Here is a 14,401-nt window from a genome sequence, read left to right as displayed (position 1 = left end):
CGACGTTTACCGGCGCGCGTTGTGGGCGGCCTGTTGCAGGCTGCCGCGCACGATGAACAGCGCCGCCAGCAGCATCCCGGACAGGAGCGGCTGCGAGCGGGTGATGAAGGCCAGCACGAAGGCGGCAAAAGTGGCGTACAGCATGTAGCGGTCCCACGGCTCCACGTTGCCGCGCGGTACGTCCAGCAGTGCGCTGGGGCGGGCCAGATAGGTTACCCCCGCCGTGAGCAGGATGATCACGAACACACCCGCCGCGCGCAGGTCGGCCAGCATGTGCGCAAGGCCCGGGGTGCGGGCATACAGGCCAAGCCCGCCGAGCATGATGGAAATGTTCACCCCCAGCAGCAGCCGGTCAAGCAGGATGCGCCGCCAGAGCAGCACGGCCATGCACAGCGCGGCGCACAGCGCGCCGAGGCCGTAGGGCAGCAACGCCCGCTCGGGATCGTCGCCCGCGAGCCGCGAGGCAATGGCAAAGACCTGCAACGGCAACAGTTCGAAGGCAAGGCGTATCCACTTGTGCATGGGGCTTCCGGGAAGCTGGTCCTTGGAGGTGGTGGAGGCAGCCGGGCCATTGGGCATGCGGCCCGTGCGAGATGTTTCGTGGGACAAGGTCGCGCCTGCGCTGGATAAGGGGGGAACGGACCGTCGGCAACCATGCCGTGGCGACGCGTAGGTCTAACCGAAAAACAGTTCACGCAGCAAGAGGGCGTTGAGCGCCATGACAATGAGCGCGATGCAGCCCAGCATGGCCCGCGTGGACGGCGGGTTGGCGTACTGGCCCATAACCCGACGGCTGGACGTAAGGTAAAGTTGCAGCCCCACCGTGAAGGGAAGCTGCATGGAAAGGGCCACCTGCGAGTACACCAGACCCTTCAGCGGGTCGTCGATGGCAGTGATGGCCAGGGCTGCCGCCCCCAGGGTGATTCCCACGCCCCACCGGGTGTGCTTGTCCTTGATGGCGTACGGTTCGCCGAACATGCCAGCATAGATGCTGCCCCCGGCCATGCCCGCCGTGACGCTGGACGAAAGCCCCGCGAACAGCAGCGCCAGCGCGAACACCGTGGAAGCCGCCCCACCCAGCAGCGGGGAGAGCAGGGCGCAGGCCTGCTCCAGTTCGTCCACCTGAAGCCCCCGGCTGAAGAATGCGGCCGCCGCCAGCAGGATCATCCCGCTGTTGATGGCAAAGCCCACCAGCATGGAGAACAGGGTATCCAGATACTCGTAGCGCAGTTGCCGCTTTATGACCACGGCATCCTCGAGGTTCCACTGGCGGCTCTGAATGACCTCGGAATGCAGAAACAGGTTGTGCGGCATGACCACCGCACCCAACACGCTCATGACCACCACCAGTGAACCGGGGGGGATGGCGGGCGTAACCCAGCCGTGCGCTGCGGCGCGCCAGTCAACGGGCACCAGGGTCAACTCGTACAGGAACGAAACGCCGATCAGCGAGACGAACCCCACGATCCAGCGTTCGATGCGTGTGTAGGAATTGGTCAGCAGCAGCACGCACACAACCCCCATGGTCAGCACAGTGCCCACCCCCAGAGGCAGCCCGAACAGCATGCGCAGGGCGATGGCCGCCCCCAGCAGTTCCGCCAGCGCCGTGGCCACGGATGCCGCCACGGCAGAACCCAGCACGAGGACGGAAACGGGACGCGACAGGTGGGTGGTTGCCGCTTCCGACAGGCACAGCCCGGTGGCTATCCCCAGATGTGCGGCGTTGTGCTGGAGCAGGATGAGCATGACCGTGGACAGCGTGACCATCCACAACAGCGAGTAGCCGAACTGTGCACCGGCACTGACGTTGGAAGCCCAGTTGCCTGGATCAATGAACCCCACGGTAACCAGCAGCCCCGGCCCCACGTAGCGCAGAAATTCGCGAGCGGACGCGCACGAGCGGCATTCCGACGTGGCCAGAACGTCCTTCAGACGATCCGCCAGGCGCCCCATACGGTGTCTGGCGGGCGTGTTGCTGCGGGAAGCGGGAGAGGGCGCGGGCTGCATGGTGTCTCTTGGCGTAGGATGCGCGGTTGCCGATGCGGGCAGACTAGCACGGCGCACGCGGCGCGTCATCATGGCCCGCACGCGGCACGCCGAAAACGGAACGGGCACGGTGATGGGCCTGGACGAACTGTAAAAGAAAAAGGCCCTGCGTTCACAGGGCCTTTCGTGTTCTTGGTAGCAAGGGAGGGATTTGAACCCCCGACACTGCGGGTATGAACCGCATGCTCTAACCAACTGAGCTACCTTGCCAAGTCCAATGCCGCACAGGGGTTGTTCCCGTTGCGACGGATGGTTTCTCTACCGGACACAGGGTGCCTTGGCAAGCGTTTTTTGGGCACTTTCGAAAAAAGGCCCCGCAGTCCGCGCCAGACGCGGCATTGCGCCCGCATTCGCTTGCATCAGTTGGCCATGAACCAGAACACCAGCGGGGCCACGGCCAGCCGGTACCAGGCGAAGGGCACCAGGGTTACCCGGCCCATGAGGCCGATGAACACCTTCACGGCCACCCACGCGGCAAGGAACGACACCACGAACCCGGTGGCAAAGAAGGGCAGGTCGGCGCTGGTAAACAGGGCATGGTTTTTCAGCAGATCGTAGCCGGTGGCGGCGAACATGATGGGCACCGCTGCGATAAACGAATACTCGGCGGCCAGGCCACGCCGCGCGCCCAGCAGCATGCCGCCCATGATGGTGGCGGCAGAACGCGAAAAGCCCGGCCACAGGGCCAGGCACTGGAACAGCCCGATGCCCAGCGCCAGCGCCGGAGTCATGTCGTCCAGGTCCATGTAGGCGGGGCGGTGCTTGCGCCGCTCCACCAGCAGCATGGCCACGGCACCCACGGCCAGGGCCAGGGCCACGGTGGCCGGGCTGAACAGGTGTTCCTTGATGTAGTGGTGCGTGACAAGCCCCAGCAGGCTGGCGGGCAGCGAGGTGATGCCCAGCAGCACGATGCCGCGCAACCCGGCGAAGCGCACGTACGGCCTGGGGCGCAGCAGGCCCCAGAAACGGTCCCAGTACAGCACGACCACGGCCAGGATGGCCCCGAGCTGGATGGCCACCTCGAAGGTAGCCACCTTGGGTCCGTTGAGACCGAGCAGGTCGCCCACGATGATCAGGTGGCCGGTGGAGGACACCGGCAGAAATTCGGTCAGCCCTTCGACGATGCCGAGCAGGACGGCGGAGAGGATGTCGTGCATGGGTGATTTTCGGCCTGGGGGCCGCGCGGCTGGGGGTGGACGGGCAGGGCTCCGCGTGCGGGCCGGATACGGAAGGACGCGGGATATACGATGGGACGCGGGGACGCGGCCAGATACGGAAGAATGCGAGAGAATGCGTGCCGACACGCCGGATTGCGCGGGGATACCGCATGGGCCGTCGAGTTGCAACCCCGCCGTGGTTGATGTAGATTCCACGCCGCGTGAACGGCCGCAAGCCTTCGGGCCAGCGACTGACCGCCTTTGGTCATCGCCCGCACACATGCCGCTTCGCTAACCCGCCAGGGGGGCACCATGACCACCGTTATTCCGCACAGCGAACTGGTGAAGCGCGCCGCCGCCTGGGTGGCGGAGCGCCGGGCCGAACTATCGGAAAAGGCCATCCGGTCCGAACAGGCCAGCCAACTGCTGGCCGACCTCGTGGACGAGGCGGGCGCGCGGTTCAACCTCGGCCCCATGGAAACCGAGATGCTGCTCGACCTGTTCCGCAACTGCCACACCGACCAACCACAGGAATAGCCCTCTGCCCCTTCGTCTCAATACCCTGTTGCAGCGGCAGCTGTTCGGCGAACTGCTGCACCTGTTCCTGCTCTGTCTGGGTTCGCTGCTCACCCTGGTCCTCATCGGCCGGGGCCTGCAACTGCGCGAACTCTTTCTGGGGCTGGACCTCGGCCTTGCCGACGCGGTGCTGCTGTTCGTCTACCTGACCCCGTTCTTCATGCTGCTGGTGGTGCCGGTGGCGTGCATGCTCAGCGTGTTCCTGACCTTTCTGCGCATGAGCACCGACCGCGAACTCATCGCCCTCAAGGCGGGCGGCGTCAGCCTGTACCAGATGCTGGCCGCGCCGGTGCTGTTCTGCGTGCTGTGCACCCTGCTGACCCTGGGCATTTCGTTGCAGGGGCTGGCCTGGGGCATGGCCAACTTTCGCGCCACGGTCATGGACATCGCCAACAGCCGCGCCCGCGTGGTGGTGCAGCCCGGCGTGTTCAACAAGGACATTCCGGGGCTGACCCTGTTTGCCCGCCAGGTGGACCCCGCCGACAGCAGGCTGTCGCAGGTCATCGTCGAAGACCGCTCGCGCGAGGACGCCACCCTGACCATCCTGGCGCCCACCGGGGCCATCGCCACCGACGAAGCGCGCGGCGAACTGCTGTTCCGCCTGCAAAATGGCCGTCTGTACAAGACCGAAGGGCAGCAGGTTTCCGTGCTGGGCTTTGGCGAGTACGTGGTGCGCATCGACCTGGGCTTGATGTTCAAGGGGCTGGACCTCGGCAAGGTCAAGCCCAAGGAGCTTTCCTGGGAACAGTTGCGCGTGCTGGCCCAGGACACGGACAACAAGTACCTGCGCAAGGTGATCGTGGAGTTGCACAAGCGCTGGGTGTTTCCGGCTGCCTGCCTGGTGTTGGGGCTGTTCGCCATGCCCCTGGCCTGCGCCTTCGAGGGGCTGCGCCGCCAGGTCGGCGTGGTGCTGGCCCTGCTGATGTTCCTGGCCTATTACAGCCTGCTCTCGTTCGGGCTGACCACGGGCGAGACGGGCGCCATCCCGCCGGAAATCGGGCTGTGGACGCCCAACGTGTTGTTTCTGGCCGCCGGGCTGTGGGGCCTGCGGCTGACCGCGCGCGAGCGCGCCCCGGCCCTGGCCAACCTGTTCTCGTACGGCCGCCTGACCCGGCGGCGCCGCAAGGGGGCCGCATGAGCCTGCTGGCCCGCTACCTGTTCCGCAACAACCTGATGCTGATCCTGCCCACCCTGGCCATCGGCACCGGGCTGTACATCCTTTCCGACCTGTTCGACCGGCTGGACGACTTTCTGGAAGCCGGGGTGAGTTTCAGCGTGGCGGCATGGTACTTCGCCGCCAAGACGCCCCTGATCGTCTCGCAGATACTGCCCGCCGTGTTCCTGCTGGCCACCCTGGCCCAGCTCTGCCTCATGTCGCGCGGGCGCGAACTCATCGCCCTTCAGGCTGGCGGCATATCCATGGGCCGCATTGCCCGCATCCTGGTGCTGTGCGGCCTGGTATGGAGTGGGATGCAACTGGGCTTTTCCCAGGTGCTGGGCGTTTCCGGAGAGGTGGAAGCCGCGCGCATCTGGAGCGAGGACGTACGCGGCAAGACCGAGGCCACGGCCACCCTGCGCAACGTGTGGTTCACCGACGGGGCCTACGTGGTCAGCCTGGCCGAGGTGGTCCCCGCCCAGGGCACGGGGCGCGGCCTTGCCGCGTACGAACTGTCCGCCGACGGGCTGTCCATCCTGCGGGTGGTGCGCGCCGCAACCTTCACGGCTGGCGCCGGGCAGTGGAAATTGTGCGACGTCATCGAATTCGATCCCTCGGGCTACCTCAGCACCCGCCACGACACCCTGGCCCTGCCCCTGCGGCAGGATGTGCAGGCCTTCCTGATCACTGCGCGCAATGCCGACCCTTCGCAGCTGCCCCTGTGGCAACTGGGTGACGCCATCGACCGGTTGTCGGCTTCCGGCTCCAACGTCGAGGGAGTGCGCACCGCCTGGCACATGAAGCTGGCCTACGCCGCCTCGCTGGTGGTCATGGCGGCGGTGGCTGCGGCCATCGTGACATGGCGCGACAACATCTATCTGGGCATCGGCCTTTCCCTGATCATCACCTTTCTGTTCTACACCATGTTCACCGTGGGCGGCACGCTGGGGCAGAAGGGCATTGTCTCTCCCCCGCTGGCCGCTTGGGGCGCCAACGCGCTGATTCTGGCCGTGGCCCTGGCGCGGCTGGGGTGGGTGCTGAAGCCCCACTTCAAGGCCGGTTGATCCGACCAAACGCTGACCCGCATCAATAAACAACGCCCCGGCATGCATGACATGGCGGGGCGTTGCGATGTTATGGAAAGTGGTTGGCAGGGCAGGGGGCTGGTGACGGCCTATTTCCCGTTCGCGTCGGATTTGGTGCCCCGGCGCAGGGCAGGACCACTCGCTGCGGCGCCCGGTACGTCGTCCGAGCCGGCTTCCGGTCCATCGTGCGACGTGGCGTCCGCCCCGGCACCATGCCCGGCAGCATCTGCCAGCGGCACGTCGCGCTTGGCGCTGCCGAAGGGGTCGAGCAGGGCCGAACCCTGCACCTCGCCCACGGCAACCACCTTGCGCAACGACGCCCACAGGTTGTCCACGCCAAGCCCGGTCTTGGCGGACACCACCAGCGGGGCAATGCCCCCCAGAATGTCGCGCCACTGGCGCTGGCGCTCCGCGCGTTCGCGCTGCGAGCATTTGTCGGCCTTGGTCAGCACCGGCAGCAGGGTGATGCCGCTCTTGCGGGCGAACGCGGTCAGGTCCAGGTCCAGTTGCTGCGGGTCCAGACGGCTGTCCAGCAGCACGGTCAGGGCCTTCAGGGTGGGGCAGGTGCTCAGGTAGCGCTCGATGAGTTCTGCCCACTTCTGGCGCTCTTCCTTGCTGCATTTGGCGTAGCCGTAACCGGGCAGGTCCACCACGTAGAAACCGTCGGGCTTCACGCGGTAATAGTTGATGGAGCGGGTCTTGCCGGGGGTGGCGCTGATCTTGGCCAGGGCCTTGCGGCGGGCCAGGGCGTTGACGAGCGACGATTTGCCCACGTTGGAGCGCCCGGCAAAGGCTATCTGCGGCGCGTCGAAGGCGCGCATCTGTTCCAGGGTGTAGACGGTGGCTTCTAGTTCAAGCACTGGTTGCATGATCGTATCCGATGGCGCCGGGCGCCGTGTGGCTGTGGGTAGGCCCGATGGAGTGGCATGAGGGGCGACATGACGGGAGTCGCGAGGGGCGGCCGCCGGGACGTGGGGTCCGGCGTCGGCTTCATTGTTGACAACAGGCCGCCGTTGGGAAAAAATATCCTGTTACCCGATGCGGGCGCATGGTGTCCAGTCCGACCCCGTCCCCGTTCCGCAGCAACCGGCCCCCGCGCCGCCAACCGCACAAAGGACGCCGCATGGCCCGCTACCGCATACTGGTGCTGAACGGTCCCAATCTGGGCGCGCTGGGCGTGCGCCAGCCCGACATCTACGGCAGCGCGGGCATGGACGCCGTGCCCGGCCTGGTCGCTCGGGTGCTGGGCGCGGGAACCGGCGACGTGGAACTGGAGTTCTTCCAGACCAACGGCGAAGGCGCGCTCATCGACCGGCTGGAACAGGCCCGGCGAGACGGCGTGGACGGCGTGGTGCTGAACGCGGGCGCGTACACCCACACCAGCCTTGCCCTGGCCGACTGCCTGGCCTGGATCGGCCTGCCCTGCGTCGAGGTGCACCTCAGCAATGTGCTGGCGCGCGCGGAACCGCTGCGCCAGAAAAGCTACATCGGCCGCCACGTCATCGGCGTGGTGGCGGGCTTCGGCATCACCAGCTACGCGCTCGCCGTGCAGTCGCTGGTGCTGCATCTGGATGCCCGGCAGTCCACCGCGACACCGGTGTAGCGCCGCATATCCCCACGAACATCACTCCGGAGGCTTCATGTATTCGACCACCGATTTCAGGAAGGGGCTCAAGATCGAAATCGACGGAACGCCCTTCGAAATCGTCGAGTTCCAGCATTTCAAGCCCGGCAAGGGCGGGGCCATGGTGCGCACCAAGCTGCGCAACCTGCTGAACGACCGCGTGGTGGACAACACCTTCCGCTCCGGCGAAAAGGTGAGCCGCCCCGACATGGAAACCCGCGAAATGCAGTACCTGTACCGTGAAGGCGACGACCTCGTGTTCATGGACCTGACCACCTACGAACAGCTGCACATCGCGGAAGACACCACCGACGGCAAGGCCGGTTTTCTCAAGGAAGCCCAGCAGGTGCGCGTGCTGCTGTACAACGGCAAGCCGCTGGACATCGACCTGCCCGTGTCCCTGGTGCTGGAAGTGACCGACACCGAACCCGGCGCCAAGGGCGACACCGTGAGCAACGTGACCAAGCCCGCCACGCTGGAAACCGGCATCGTCATCGGCGTGCCCATCTTCGTGAACATCGGCGACCGCGTGAAGGTCGATACGCGCACCCGCGACTACCTGGGCCGCGAATAGCCAAGTTTCGCGCACGGCGCCCCTCCGGTACAGGCCTGCCCGTTGTGGCCAGTCCGGAGCAGCGGGGCCGTGTGGACGGGAACCCTTGAGTACGGTAAGGGATATGGCCGATACGGTCATATCCCTTTTTCTTGCGGGCCGCCCCGCGCCAATACGCACTCCGCGACAATCAGGAGGGTGCCGCCACGGACGGCAACAAACTGGCCCGCGAACTTTTCGGGCTCTTCCTCATCTTCTGGGGGCTGCTGCTCTTGCTCAGCCTCGCCACCTTCGACGCCCGCGACCCCAGCCTGAACCACGTGGTCAGCAATGCCACGCAGGTGCGCAACAGCGCCGGTCTGTTCGGTTCGTACATCGGCGGCATCCTGGTTGATCTCTTCGGCTTTTCCGCCTTCCTGTGGCCTTTCGGGTTCATGGGTCTTGGCGCGCGCTACGTGGTCATTCCCTTCGACGTGCCGTGGTGGCGCTGGCTGGGGCTTATCCTGCTGGGCGCCTGCGTGGCCACCATGGGTGCCGGCTGGAACCTGGCCATCGGCGACGTGGGCGGGGGCGGCTTCTTCGGCTTCATCCTGCACAATTTCGCGGCGCGCTATTTCAGCCCGCGTGGTTCGGCCCTGGTGTGGCTGTTCCTGTTCCTGATCTCGGCGCAACTGGTGTTGGCCCTGTCCTGGTCGGCCGTGGGCCGCCGCATTCTTGAAGGATTGCGTGAAGGTTTGACGCCCAGTGCCAAGCCCGCCGCAAAGCTGGAAATTTCCACGCAACGCGGTGCAGCGGCCCCCGCCGCGCCCCGCCCGGTGATCGTGGCGGGCGGCGAACGCCAGCCCGATCTCGCAGTACCCGCCGGACCCGCCACCACCGCGCGCGCCTCCCGCTGGCTGAAGCTGCCGGGCATGGGCGTGTTCCAGTTCCTGTGGAACCGCAAGCGCGGGGCCAAGCAGGGGCAGGTGGTCGATGTCACCCCCGCGCCGCTGCCCGCCGGGCGCGGCGTACAGGGCACCCCCCGCCCGTACCGCCCCGGCGATGAAGTGCCGGGCGCCTCTCCGCGCGCGCCTTACGTCCCCCAGGAACCGGACGACGACGATGCGTACGCGCACGCCGTGCACGATGCCGCCCAGACGGATGCCCGGGCCGCTGGCAGTGGCGGCAGGGGCGCCCCCGCCAGCGTCGGCGATCCCTTTGCCGGGGGCGAATTCGGTCCCGGCGCCATGGGGCTGGATGACGACCTTGGGGGCGACGTCCCAAGCGACCTGCCCAATGGCCTTGCCGACGACCTCGTGGACTATGCCGCTGGCGAGGCCGGACCCACCTGGCTGGAGGGCGCCTTCGGCGACGACCCGGCCCGCGAAGGGCAGGGGACAGCCCCCGCCAAGCCCGCGCGCCCCCGCAAGGCGCGCAGCAAACTTCCCGGCCTTGACCTGCTGCATTCCGTGGCAGGCGGCGACACCAAGCCCGCCCGCCAGATACTGGAGGCCAAGGGCCAGAGCGTCATCACCTGCCTGGCCGACTTCGGCGTGCAGGGCGAACTGACCCGCATCACCCCCGGCCCGGTGGTCACCATGTTCGAGGTGCGCCCGGCCCCCGGCGTGAAGGTGAGCCGCATCGCCAACCTCAGCGACGACCTTGCGTTGGCGCTGAAGGCCATTGCCGTGCGCATCCAGGCACCCATTCCCGGCACCGACACCGTGGGCATCGAGATTCCCAACGAGGCACGTGAAAACGTGTGCTTCAAGGAACTGCTGGGCTCGGACACCTTCCGCTCGGCCCCGTCCATGCTCACCATGGCCATCGGCAAGGACATCGCGGGCAACGCCACCGTGGCGGACCTGGCCCGCATGCCCCACCTGCTGGTGGCCGGTGCCACCGGCGCGGGCAAAAGCGTGTGCCTGAACTCCATCTTGCTCAGCTTCCTGTACAAGGCCCGTCCCGAAGATGTGCAGATGCTGCTGGTGGACCCCAAGCGCATCGAGCTTGCCGTGTATGCCGACCTGCCGCATCTGGTGCACCCCGTGGTGACGGAAATGTCCCTGGCCAAGAACGCCCTGGACTGGGCCGTGCAGGAGATGGACCGCCGCTACCAGGCCATGGCGCGTCTGGCCGTGCGCAACATCGCGGGCTACAACCAGAAGCTGGCCGACCTTGGCGCGAACCTGCCGCCGGAACTGGCGGACCTGGAGCGCATGCCGTACCTGGTCATCGTCATCGACGAACTGGCCGACCTCATGCTGACCGCGGCCAAGGAAGTGGAAACCAGCATCGTGCGCCTGGCCCAGCTGGCGCGCGCGGCGGGCATCCACATGATCCTGGCTACCCAGCGGCCCAGCGTGGACGTGGTCACCGGGCTCATCAAGGCCAACTTTCCGTGCCGCATCTCGTTCCAGGTCACTTCAAAGCACGATTCGCGCACCATCCTCGACACCGTGGGCGCCGAACACCTGCTGGGCAAGGGCGACATGCTCTTCAAGCCCAGCGGCGGCAAGTTGCAGCGACTGCACGGCGCCTTCGTGGGCGACGACGACGTGGCCGCCGTGGTGGAATTCTGGAAACGCCAGCAGCCCCCCAACTACACGGTGGACTTTGCCGAGTGGGGCAACGATGGCACGGGTGACGGCGCCAACGGCAACGGCGGTGGCGACCTTTCCGACGACCCCATGTACGCGGAGGCCGTGGAATTCGTCATCGGCCAGGGCAAGGCCTCCATCTCGCAGATCCAGCGGCGCTTCCGCATCGGGTTCAACCGGGCGGCGCGCTACGTGGAGCAGATGGAGCACGACGGCATCATCGGTCCCTCGGACGGCAGCAAGCCGCGCATGGTCATTCGCTAGCAATGGCGCTAGCAATGGCGCTGGCAATGGTGCTGACAATATGGCGGGGCGGTTTTCCGCCGCCCCTCCGTTGCCGCCGCACGTGTTGACGCAGTGGCCCAGTCCTGCTAGCGCAGCCCCAGCACGGCCCGAATCCATCCGCATGCACCATGAACGATCCGGAACCATCCGGGTCCGTAGAAGTCCGCGCCAGCCGGGGCAAATGTCCCGCACCTGCATCCCGCACGGCACGCCGCAAGGCAGATGCCGTGCCCATCCCGCCAGCAATCCTCCACAGGAGCATTCCGTGATTCGTCCCCTTTCCCCTCGTGCCTTCTCCCGTTTGCCGAGGCTTGGCGTCCTGTGTGCCGCCCTGTGCCTTGCCATGCTGCTGTCCGCCGCCCCGGCCCGCGCCGCCGGTGAGCTGACCAACCGCCTGCAACAACGCTACGACGCCACCACCACCCTCAAGGCGGACTTCACCCAGGTGCTGCTGCACCGCGAAAGTGGCGCCAAGGAAACCCGGCAGGGCACCCTGCAATTCCGCAAGCCGCTGCTGGTGCGCTGGGAGACCAAGGCCCCCCACGCCGAACTGCTGGTGGTGACGGCCAATGAAATCTGGAACTACCTGCCGGACGAAGAGGTGGCCTACAAGTACCCGGTGGAACTGGTGCAGGACTCGCGGTCCATCATCAAGGTGATTACCGGGCAGGCCAGGCTGGAACAGGATTTCGACGTGGCCGAGGAGGCCGACGACAGCGGCATGGCCCGCCTGCACATGTACCCCAAGGAACCCACCCCGCAGCTGACCGAGGCCTTCCTGTGGGTTGACCCGGATACCAGCCTGATCCGCCGGGCCAAGATCATCGATTTCTACGGCAACGAGAACGACATCACCCTGAACGGCCTGACCACCGACGCCGGGGTGCCGGACAGCGCCTTCCGCTTCACGCCGGCCAAGGGCGTGGACGTGGAGGACAGGACCAGGCAGGGTTCGCCGGAAAAGCAGCTGTTCAATTAGGGGGCGTTGTGCGCCGGGCTGCCGGCGATAGCACGCAGGGCCAGCGGCCAACGCGGCTTGTCCCCAACAGAGGGGAGCGCTTCTCCCTTCAAGTTAGACTTGAAGTTCAAGAATGCGACAACGCCTCCCGCAACAATGCAGGAGGCGTTGTTTGTTTTTCTGGCAAACCGCGTGGTTACGATTCCAAACCTGCGGCGCGGCGCAGGGCCGCCACCTCAAGCGGGGTCAGGCGGCGGGCCGCCCCCTTGGGCAGTTCACCCAGTTCCAGCGGCCCCTGCCTGACGCGCCGCAGCAGCAGCACCGTCAGCCCAAGGTCACGGCACATCCGGCGAATCTGGCGATTCACTCCCTGGCGCAGGGTCATTTCGAAAAGGCTGGCCTGGCGGTCCGACTGGAGCAGGCGCACGTCCACTGGTGCAAGCTGTTCGCCTTCGGCCAGGGTCATGCCCTGACGCATGGGCGCCAGGGTGGATTCGGTCACGTGGCCACGCACCTTGACCATGTAGACCTTGGGCAGGTGGTAGCGGGGGTGGGTAAGCCGATTGGTCAGGTCACCGTCGTCGGTCAGTATCAACAGTCCCTCGGAAAAGTAGTCCAGCCTGCCCACGGGGTACAGCCGCCCGCCGCGCAGGTCGTGCGGCAGGATGCCCAGCACCGTGGGTCGCCCCTGCGGGTCGCGCACGGTGGACACCACCTGCACCGGCTTGTGCAGCATCACATAGGTGAACGAGGCGGGCGCGGCATCCAGTTCCAGCAGTTGCCCGCGCACCTCGATGCGGTCGCGCCCCGGCACCACGCGCGCGCCGGGGGTGTCCACCACCTCGCCGTTGACCCGCACCACCCCCTGCTGTATGAGGTCGTCCGCCTGGCGCCGCGAACACACACCCGCCCCGGCAATGGCCTTGTTCAGACGCACCTCGCCAGGCTGCATGACCGTTTCGCCTGTTTGCATGGCTGGTTCGCTTGTTCGCATGACAGCTTCATCGGGGCCGTTCATCGCCGGAATCTCGGCCTGGCGTTCCACCACAGGTTCCCCTTCGCGGATGTCCCGGTCTGGTCCGCGACCGGAAACAGGGCGCCTTGCCTGGCGGCCATCCTTGCCTGCGTTCGCCCCTTTGCGCGATGCCTCGCCATCCCTGCCACGTGACGACGGCTGGCCGGGACGCCCGGGACCATCGCTCCGGCGACCGGAACGTGTCCCCCTGGGCGCATCCGATCTGGCATCGGGCCGCGCGGGATCGGCAGCCTGGGTTCCGGAACGTTTGGGACGACCGGTCGAAGGTTTGGCGGGACGGGGCGGAGACGAAGGACGGCGCTGGGTCATGGGGTTCCGGGCCGGACAATGTCCGGCGGGCTGGAGTTTCAGGAGAGGGCACACCCGTATGCAGCCGGGCGGTACGGGGCGTCCGCAGGAATGTCGGACAGGGTGACGGCTGCATTGCGACGGATTGCGACGGATGCGACAGACGCGCGGCAACCGTACGCAAGCAGGCCAGGACAGTCTATCCCGGTCGCCCGGCAAAGAAAACCGCCCGGCGCATCCTTTCGGCGGCGCGCCGGACGGCATCCCGGACACGTTGCACGGCTGCGGAACCGACGCCGGGCACATCCGTGCTCCGGGCCGGGCGCACGACCCGACCGCTTACGGCCGGATGATCTTGGTGGCGAGTTGCAGGCTGGTGACCACATCGAGCATGTTGGTGGTCTGGCCCACGGCCTTTTGCTCCAGAAGCCCGAAATGGTCAAGGCAGGTGCCGCAGACCAGCACGGTGGCCCCGGCAGCTTCCAGCCTCTTCAGGTGGGGCAGGGCGGGGCTGTCGGCGGCGGAAAGGCGCACCGCGCCGTTCAGCATGACCACGCGCCACAGCTCCGCGCCCAGTTCGGGCAGGGTGGCCAGGAAGTTCTGCATCAGCCGGGCGCCCAAGGCATCGTCGCCCGCGCCGATGACGTCGGAGGTCAGGAAAACCACGACCTTCTCACCCATGCGGCGCAGCTGGTCCTCGGTCATCACTTCGCATATCTCGCAATCGTCCGGAGAATGGGAGGCAGACGCCGGGGCGTCTCCCTTCACGCCGCGCAGCCGCCACAGGCCGTCGCCCGCGTCCGGCGATACGGCTTCGGCCTGCACGGCATAGCCCTGACTCGACAGGAAGCGCGTCACGTTTTCACGCGCGGCCTGATTATCCACGACCACCACCAGCGAGGCGGGCGATTGCTCGTCAAGACAGCGCTTGCAGCGCAGCACGGGCTGGGGGCAGGGAAGATTCTGGCAGTTCAGTTCGATTTCTGGCATGGTGAGCCTCCTTTTCCGAGGGAACACCACACAGAGCGGCCCGGTCAAATCGAAAACAGCCGCGCATT

General features: G+C 66.7%; 13 protein-coding genes and 1 tRNA gene. 7 read left to right on the top strand and 7 right to left on the bottom strand.

The window, feature by feature from the left end:
* Positions 1 to 6: 6 nt before the first annotated feature.
* From ABWO17_RS05555 to ABWO17_RS05540, 4 genes are all read right to left on the bottom strand, one after another.
* Positions 7 to 579 carry a hypothetical protein gene (locus ABWO17_RS05555; RefSeq protein WP_353116568.1) on the bottom strand — a complete coding sequence of 191 codons (573 nt, stop codon included), beginning with the start codon at positions 577 to 579 and terminating at the stop codon, positions 7 to 9.
* A 96-nt stretch (positions 580 to 675) separates the two neighbouring features.
* Positions 676 to 2,007, bottom strand: a complete 1,332-nt coding sequence (locus tag ABWO17_RS05550; RefSeq protein ID WP_353116567.1) for an Nramp family divalent metal transporter — start codon at positions 2,005 to 2,007, stop codon at positions 676 to 678.
* Between the two features lie 172 nt (positions 2,008 to 2,179).
* Positions 2,180 to 2,256: transfer RNA gene (locus tag ABWO17_RS05545), tRNA-Met, on the bottom strand.
* A 149-nt stretch (positions 2,257 to 2,405) separates the two neighbouring features.
* Positions 2,406 to 3,203 (bottom strand): undecaprenyl-diphosphate phosphatase, encoded by a 798-nt coding sequence (locus tag ABWO17_RS05540; protein WP_353116566.1) that lies wholly within the window; start codon positions 3,201 to 3,203, stop codon positions 2,406 to 2,408.
* Positions 3,204 to 3,515: 312 nt separating this feature from the next.
* Here ABWO17_RS05540 and ABWO17_RS05535 point away from each other — a divergent pair, with 312 nt between their 5' ends.
* From ABWO17_RS05535 to ABWO17_RS05525, 3 genes are read left to right on the top strand one after another with little or no spacing between them, the layout of a single operon-like run.
* Positions 3,516 to 3,740, top strand: a complete 225-nt coding sequence (locus ABWO17_RS05535) for a hypothetical protein (protein ID WP_353116565.1) — start codon at positions 3,516 to 3,518, stop codon at positions 3,738 to 3,740.
* Between the two features lie 28 nt (positions 3,741 to 3,768).
* Positions 3,769 to 4,917 carry an LptF/LptG family permease gene (locus ABWO17_RS05530; RefSeq protein ID WP_353116564.1) on the top strand — a complete coding sequence of 383 codons (1,149 nt, stop codon included), beginning with the start codon at positions 3,769 to 3,771 and terminating at the stop codon, positions 4,915 to 4,917.
* Positions 4,914 to 5,999 (top strand): LptF/LptG family permease, encoded by a 1,086-nt coding sequence (locus tag ABWO17_RS05525; RefSeq protein ID WP_353116563.1) that lies wholly within the window; start codon positions 4,914 to 4,916, stop codon positions 5,997 to 5,999. The genes ABWO17_RS05530 and ABWO17_RS05525 overlap by 4 nt, the downstream gene beginning before the upstream one ends.
* A gap of 110 nt (positions 6,000 to 6,109) precedes the next feature.
* Here the strand turns inward: ABWO17_RS05525 and yihA are convergent, their stop codons facing one another.
* The gene (yihA, locus tag ABWO17_RS05520; RefSeq protein ID WP_353116562.1) at positions 6,110 to 6,889 is read right to left on the bottom strand and encodes a ribosome biogenesis GTP-binding protein YihA/YsxC; all 780 of its coding nucleotides are present in this window, start codon (positions 6,887 to 6,889) and stop codon (positions 6,110 to 6,112) included.
* Positions 6,890 to 7,143: 254 nt separating this feature from the next.
* Here yihA and ABWO17_RS05515 point away from each other — a divergent pair, with 254 nt between their 5' ends.
* The 4 genes from ABWO17_RS05515 to lolA all read left to right on the top strand — a co-directional run bounded on the left by ABWO17_RS05515 (position 7,144) and on the right by lolA (position 12,040).
* Positions 7,144 to 7,623, top strand: coding sequence for a type II 3-dehydroquinate dehydratase (locus tag ABWO17_RS05515; RefSeq protein WP_353116561.1), 480 nt, complete (start codon positions 7,144 to 7,146; stop codon positions 7,621 to 7,623).
* A 37-nt stretch (positions 7,624 to 7,660) separates the two neighbouring features.
* Positions 7,661 to 8,218: an elongation factor P gene (gene efp, locus ABWO17_RS05510; protein ID WP_353116560.1), complete on the top strand. Its 558-nt coding sequence runs from the start codon at positions 7,661 to 7,663 to the stop codon at positions 8,216 to 8,218.
* Positions 8,219 to 8,349: 131 nt separating this feature from the next.
* A complete protein-coding gene (locus ABWO17_RS05505) occupies positions 8,350 to 11,040 on the top strand; it encodes a DNA translocase FtsK (RefSeq protein WP_353116559.1) in 2,691 nt (896 codons plus the stop codon).
* A 286-nt stretch (positions 11,041 to 11,326) separates the two neighbouring features.
* Positions 11,327 to 12,040, top strand: coding sequence for an outer membrane lipoprotein periplasmic chaperone LolA (gene lolA / locus ABWO17_RS05500; protein WP_353116558.1), 714 nt, complete (start codon positions 11,327 to 11,329; stop codon positions 12,038 to 12,040).
* A gap of 175 nt (positions 12,041 to 12,215) precedes the next feature.
* On the opposite strand, the gene ABWO17_RS05495 is transcribed toward lolA, so the two are convergent.
* Together ABWO17_RS05495 and yedF are read right to left on the bottom strand one after the other, a co-directional pair.
* Entirely contained in the window at positions 12,216 to 12,992 is a 777-nt protein-coding gene (locus ABWO17_RS05495; protein ID WP_353116557.1) for a pseudouridine synthase, read from the bottom strand.
* A gap of 690 nt (positions 12,993 to 13,682) precedes the next feature.
* Positions 13,683 to 14,333, bottom strand: a complete 651-nt coding sequence (yedF, locus tag ABWO17_RS05490; protein WP_353116556.1) for a sulfurtransferase-like selenium metabolism protein YedF — start codon at positions 14,331 to 14,333, stop codon at positions 13,683 to 13,685.
* Between the last annotated feature and the right edge of the window lie 68 nt (positions 14,334 to 14,401).

This window comes from Nitratidesulfovibrio sp., from assembly GCF_040373385.1.
Lineage (GTDB): Bacteria > Desulfobacterota > Desulfovibrionia > Desulfovibrionales > Desulfovibrionaceae > Cupidesulfovibrio.
Note: the sequence above shows the minus strand (reverse complement) of the source record. Positions and strands in the feature narration are given on the sequence as shown.

Excerpts from the sequence above, each read along its gene's own strand:
- ABWO17_RS05555 (WP_353116568.1), bottom strand. The coding sequence starts at position 579 with ATGCCCAATGGCCCGGCTGCCTCCACCACCTCCAAGGACCAGCTTCCC.
- ABWO17_RS05550 (WP_353116567.1), bottom strand. The coding sequence starts at position 2,007 with ATGCAGCCCGCGCCCTCTCCCGCTTCCCGCAGCAACACGCCCGCCAGA.
- ABWO17_RS05540 (WP_353116566.1), bottom strand. The coding sequence starts at position 3,203 with ATGCACGACATCCTCTCCGCCGTCCTGCTCGGCATCGTCGAAGGGCTG.
- ABWO17_RS05535 (WP_353116565.1), top strand. The coding sequence starts at position 3,516 with ATGACCACCGTTATTCCGCACAGCGAACTGGTGAAGCGCGCCGCCGCC.
- ABWO17_RS05525 (WP_353116563.1), top strand. The coding sequence starts at position 4,914 with ATGAGCCTGCTGGCCCGCTACCTGTTCCGCAACAACCTGATGCTGATC.
- yihA (WP_353116562.1), bottom strand. The coding sequence starts at position 6,889 with ATGCAACCAGTGCTTGAACTAGAAGCCACCGTCTACACCCTGGAACAG.
- ABWO17_RS05515 (WP_353116561.1), top strand. The coding sequence starts at position 7,144 with ATGGCCCGCTACCGCATACTGGTGCTGAACGGTCCCAATCTGGGCGCG.
- efp (WP_353116560.1), top strand. The coding sequence starts at position 7,661 with ATGTATTCGACCACCGATTTCAGGAAGGGGCTCAAGATCGAAATCGAC.
- ABWO17_RS05495 (WP_353116557.1), bottom strand. The coding sequence starts at position 12,992 with ATGCAAACAGGCGAAACGGTCATGCAGCCTGGCGAGGTGCGTCTGAAC.
- yedF (WP_353116556.1), bottom strand. The coding sequence starts at position 14,333 with ATGCCAGAAATCGAACTGAACTGCCAGAATCTTCCCTGCCCCCAGCCC.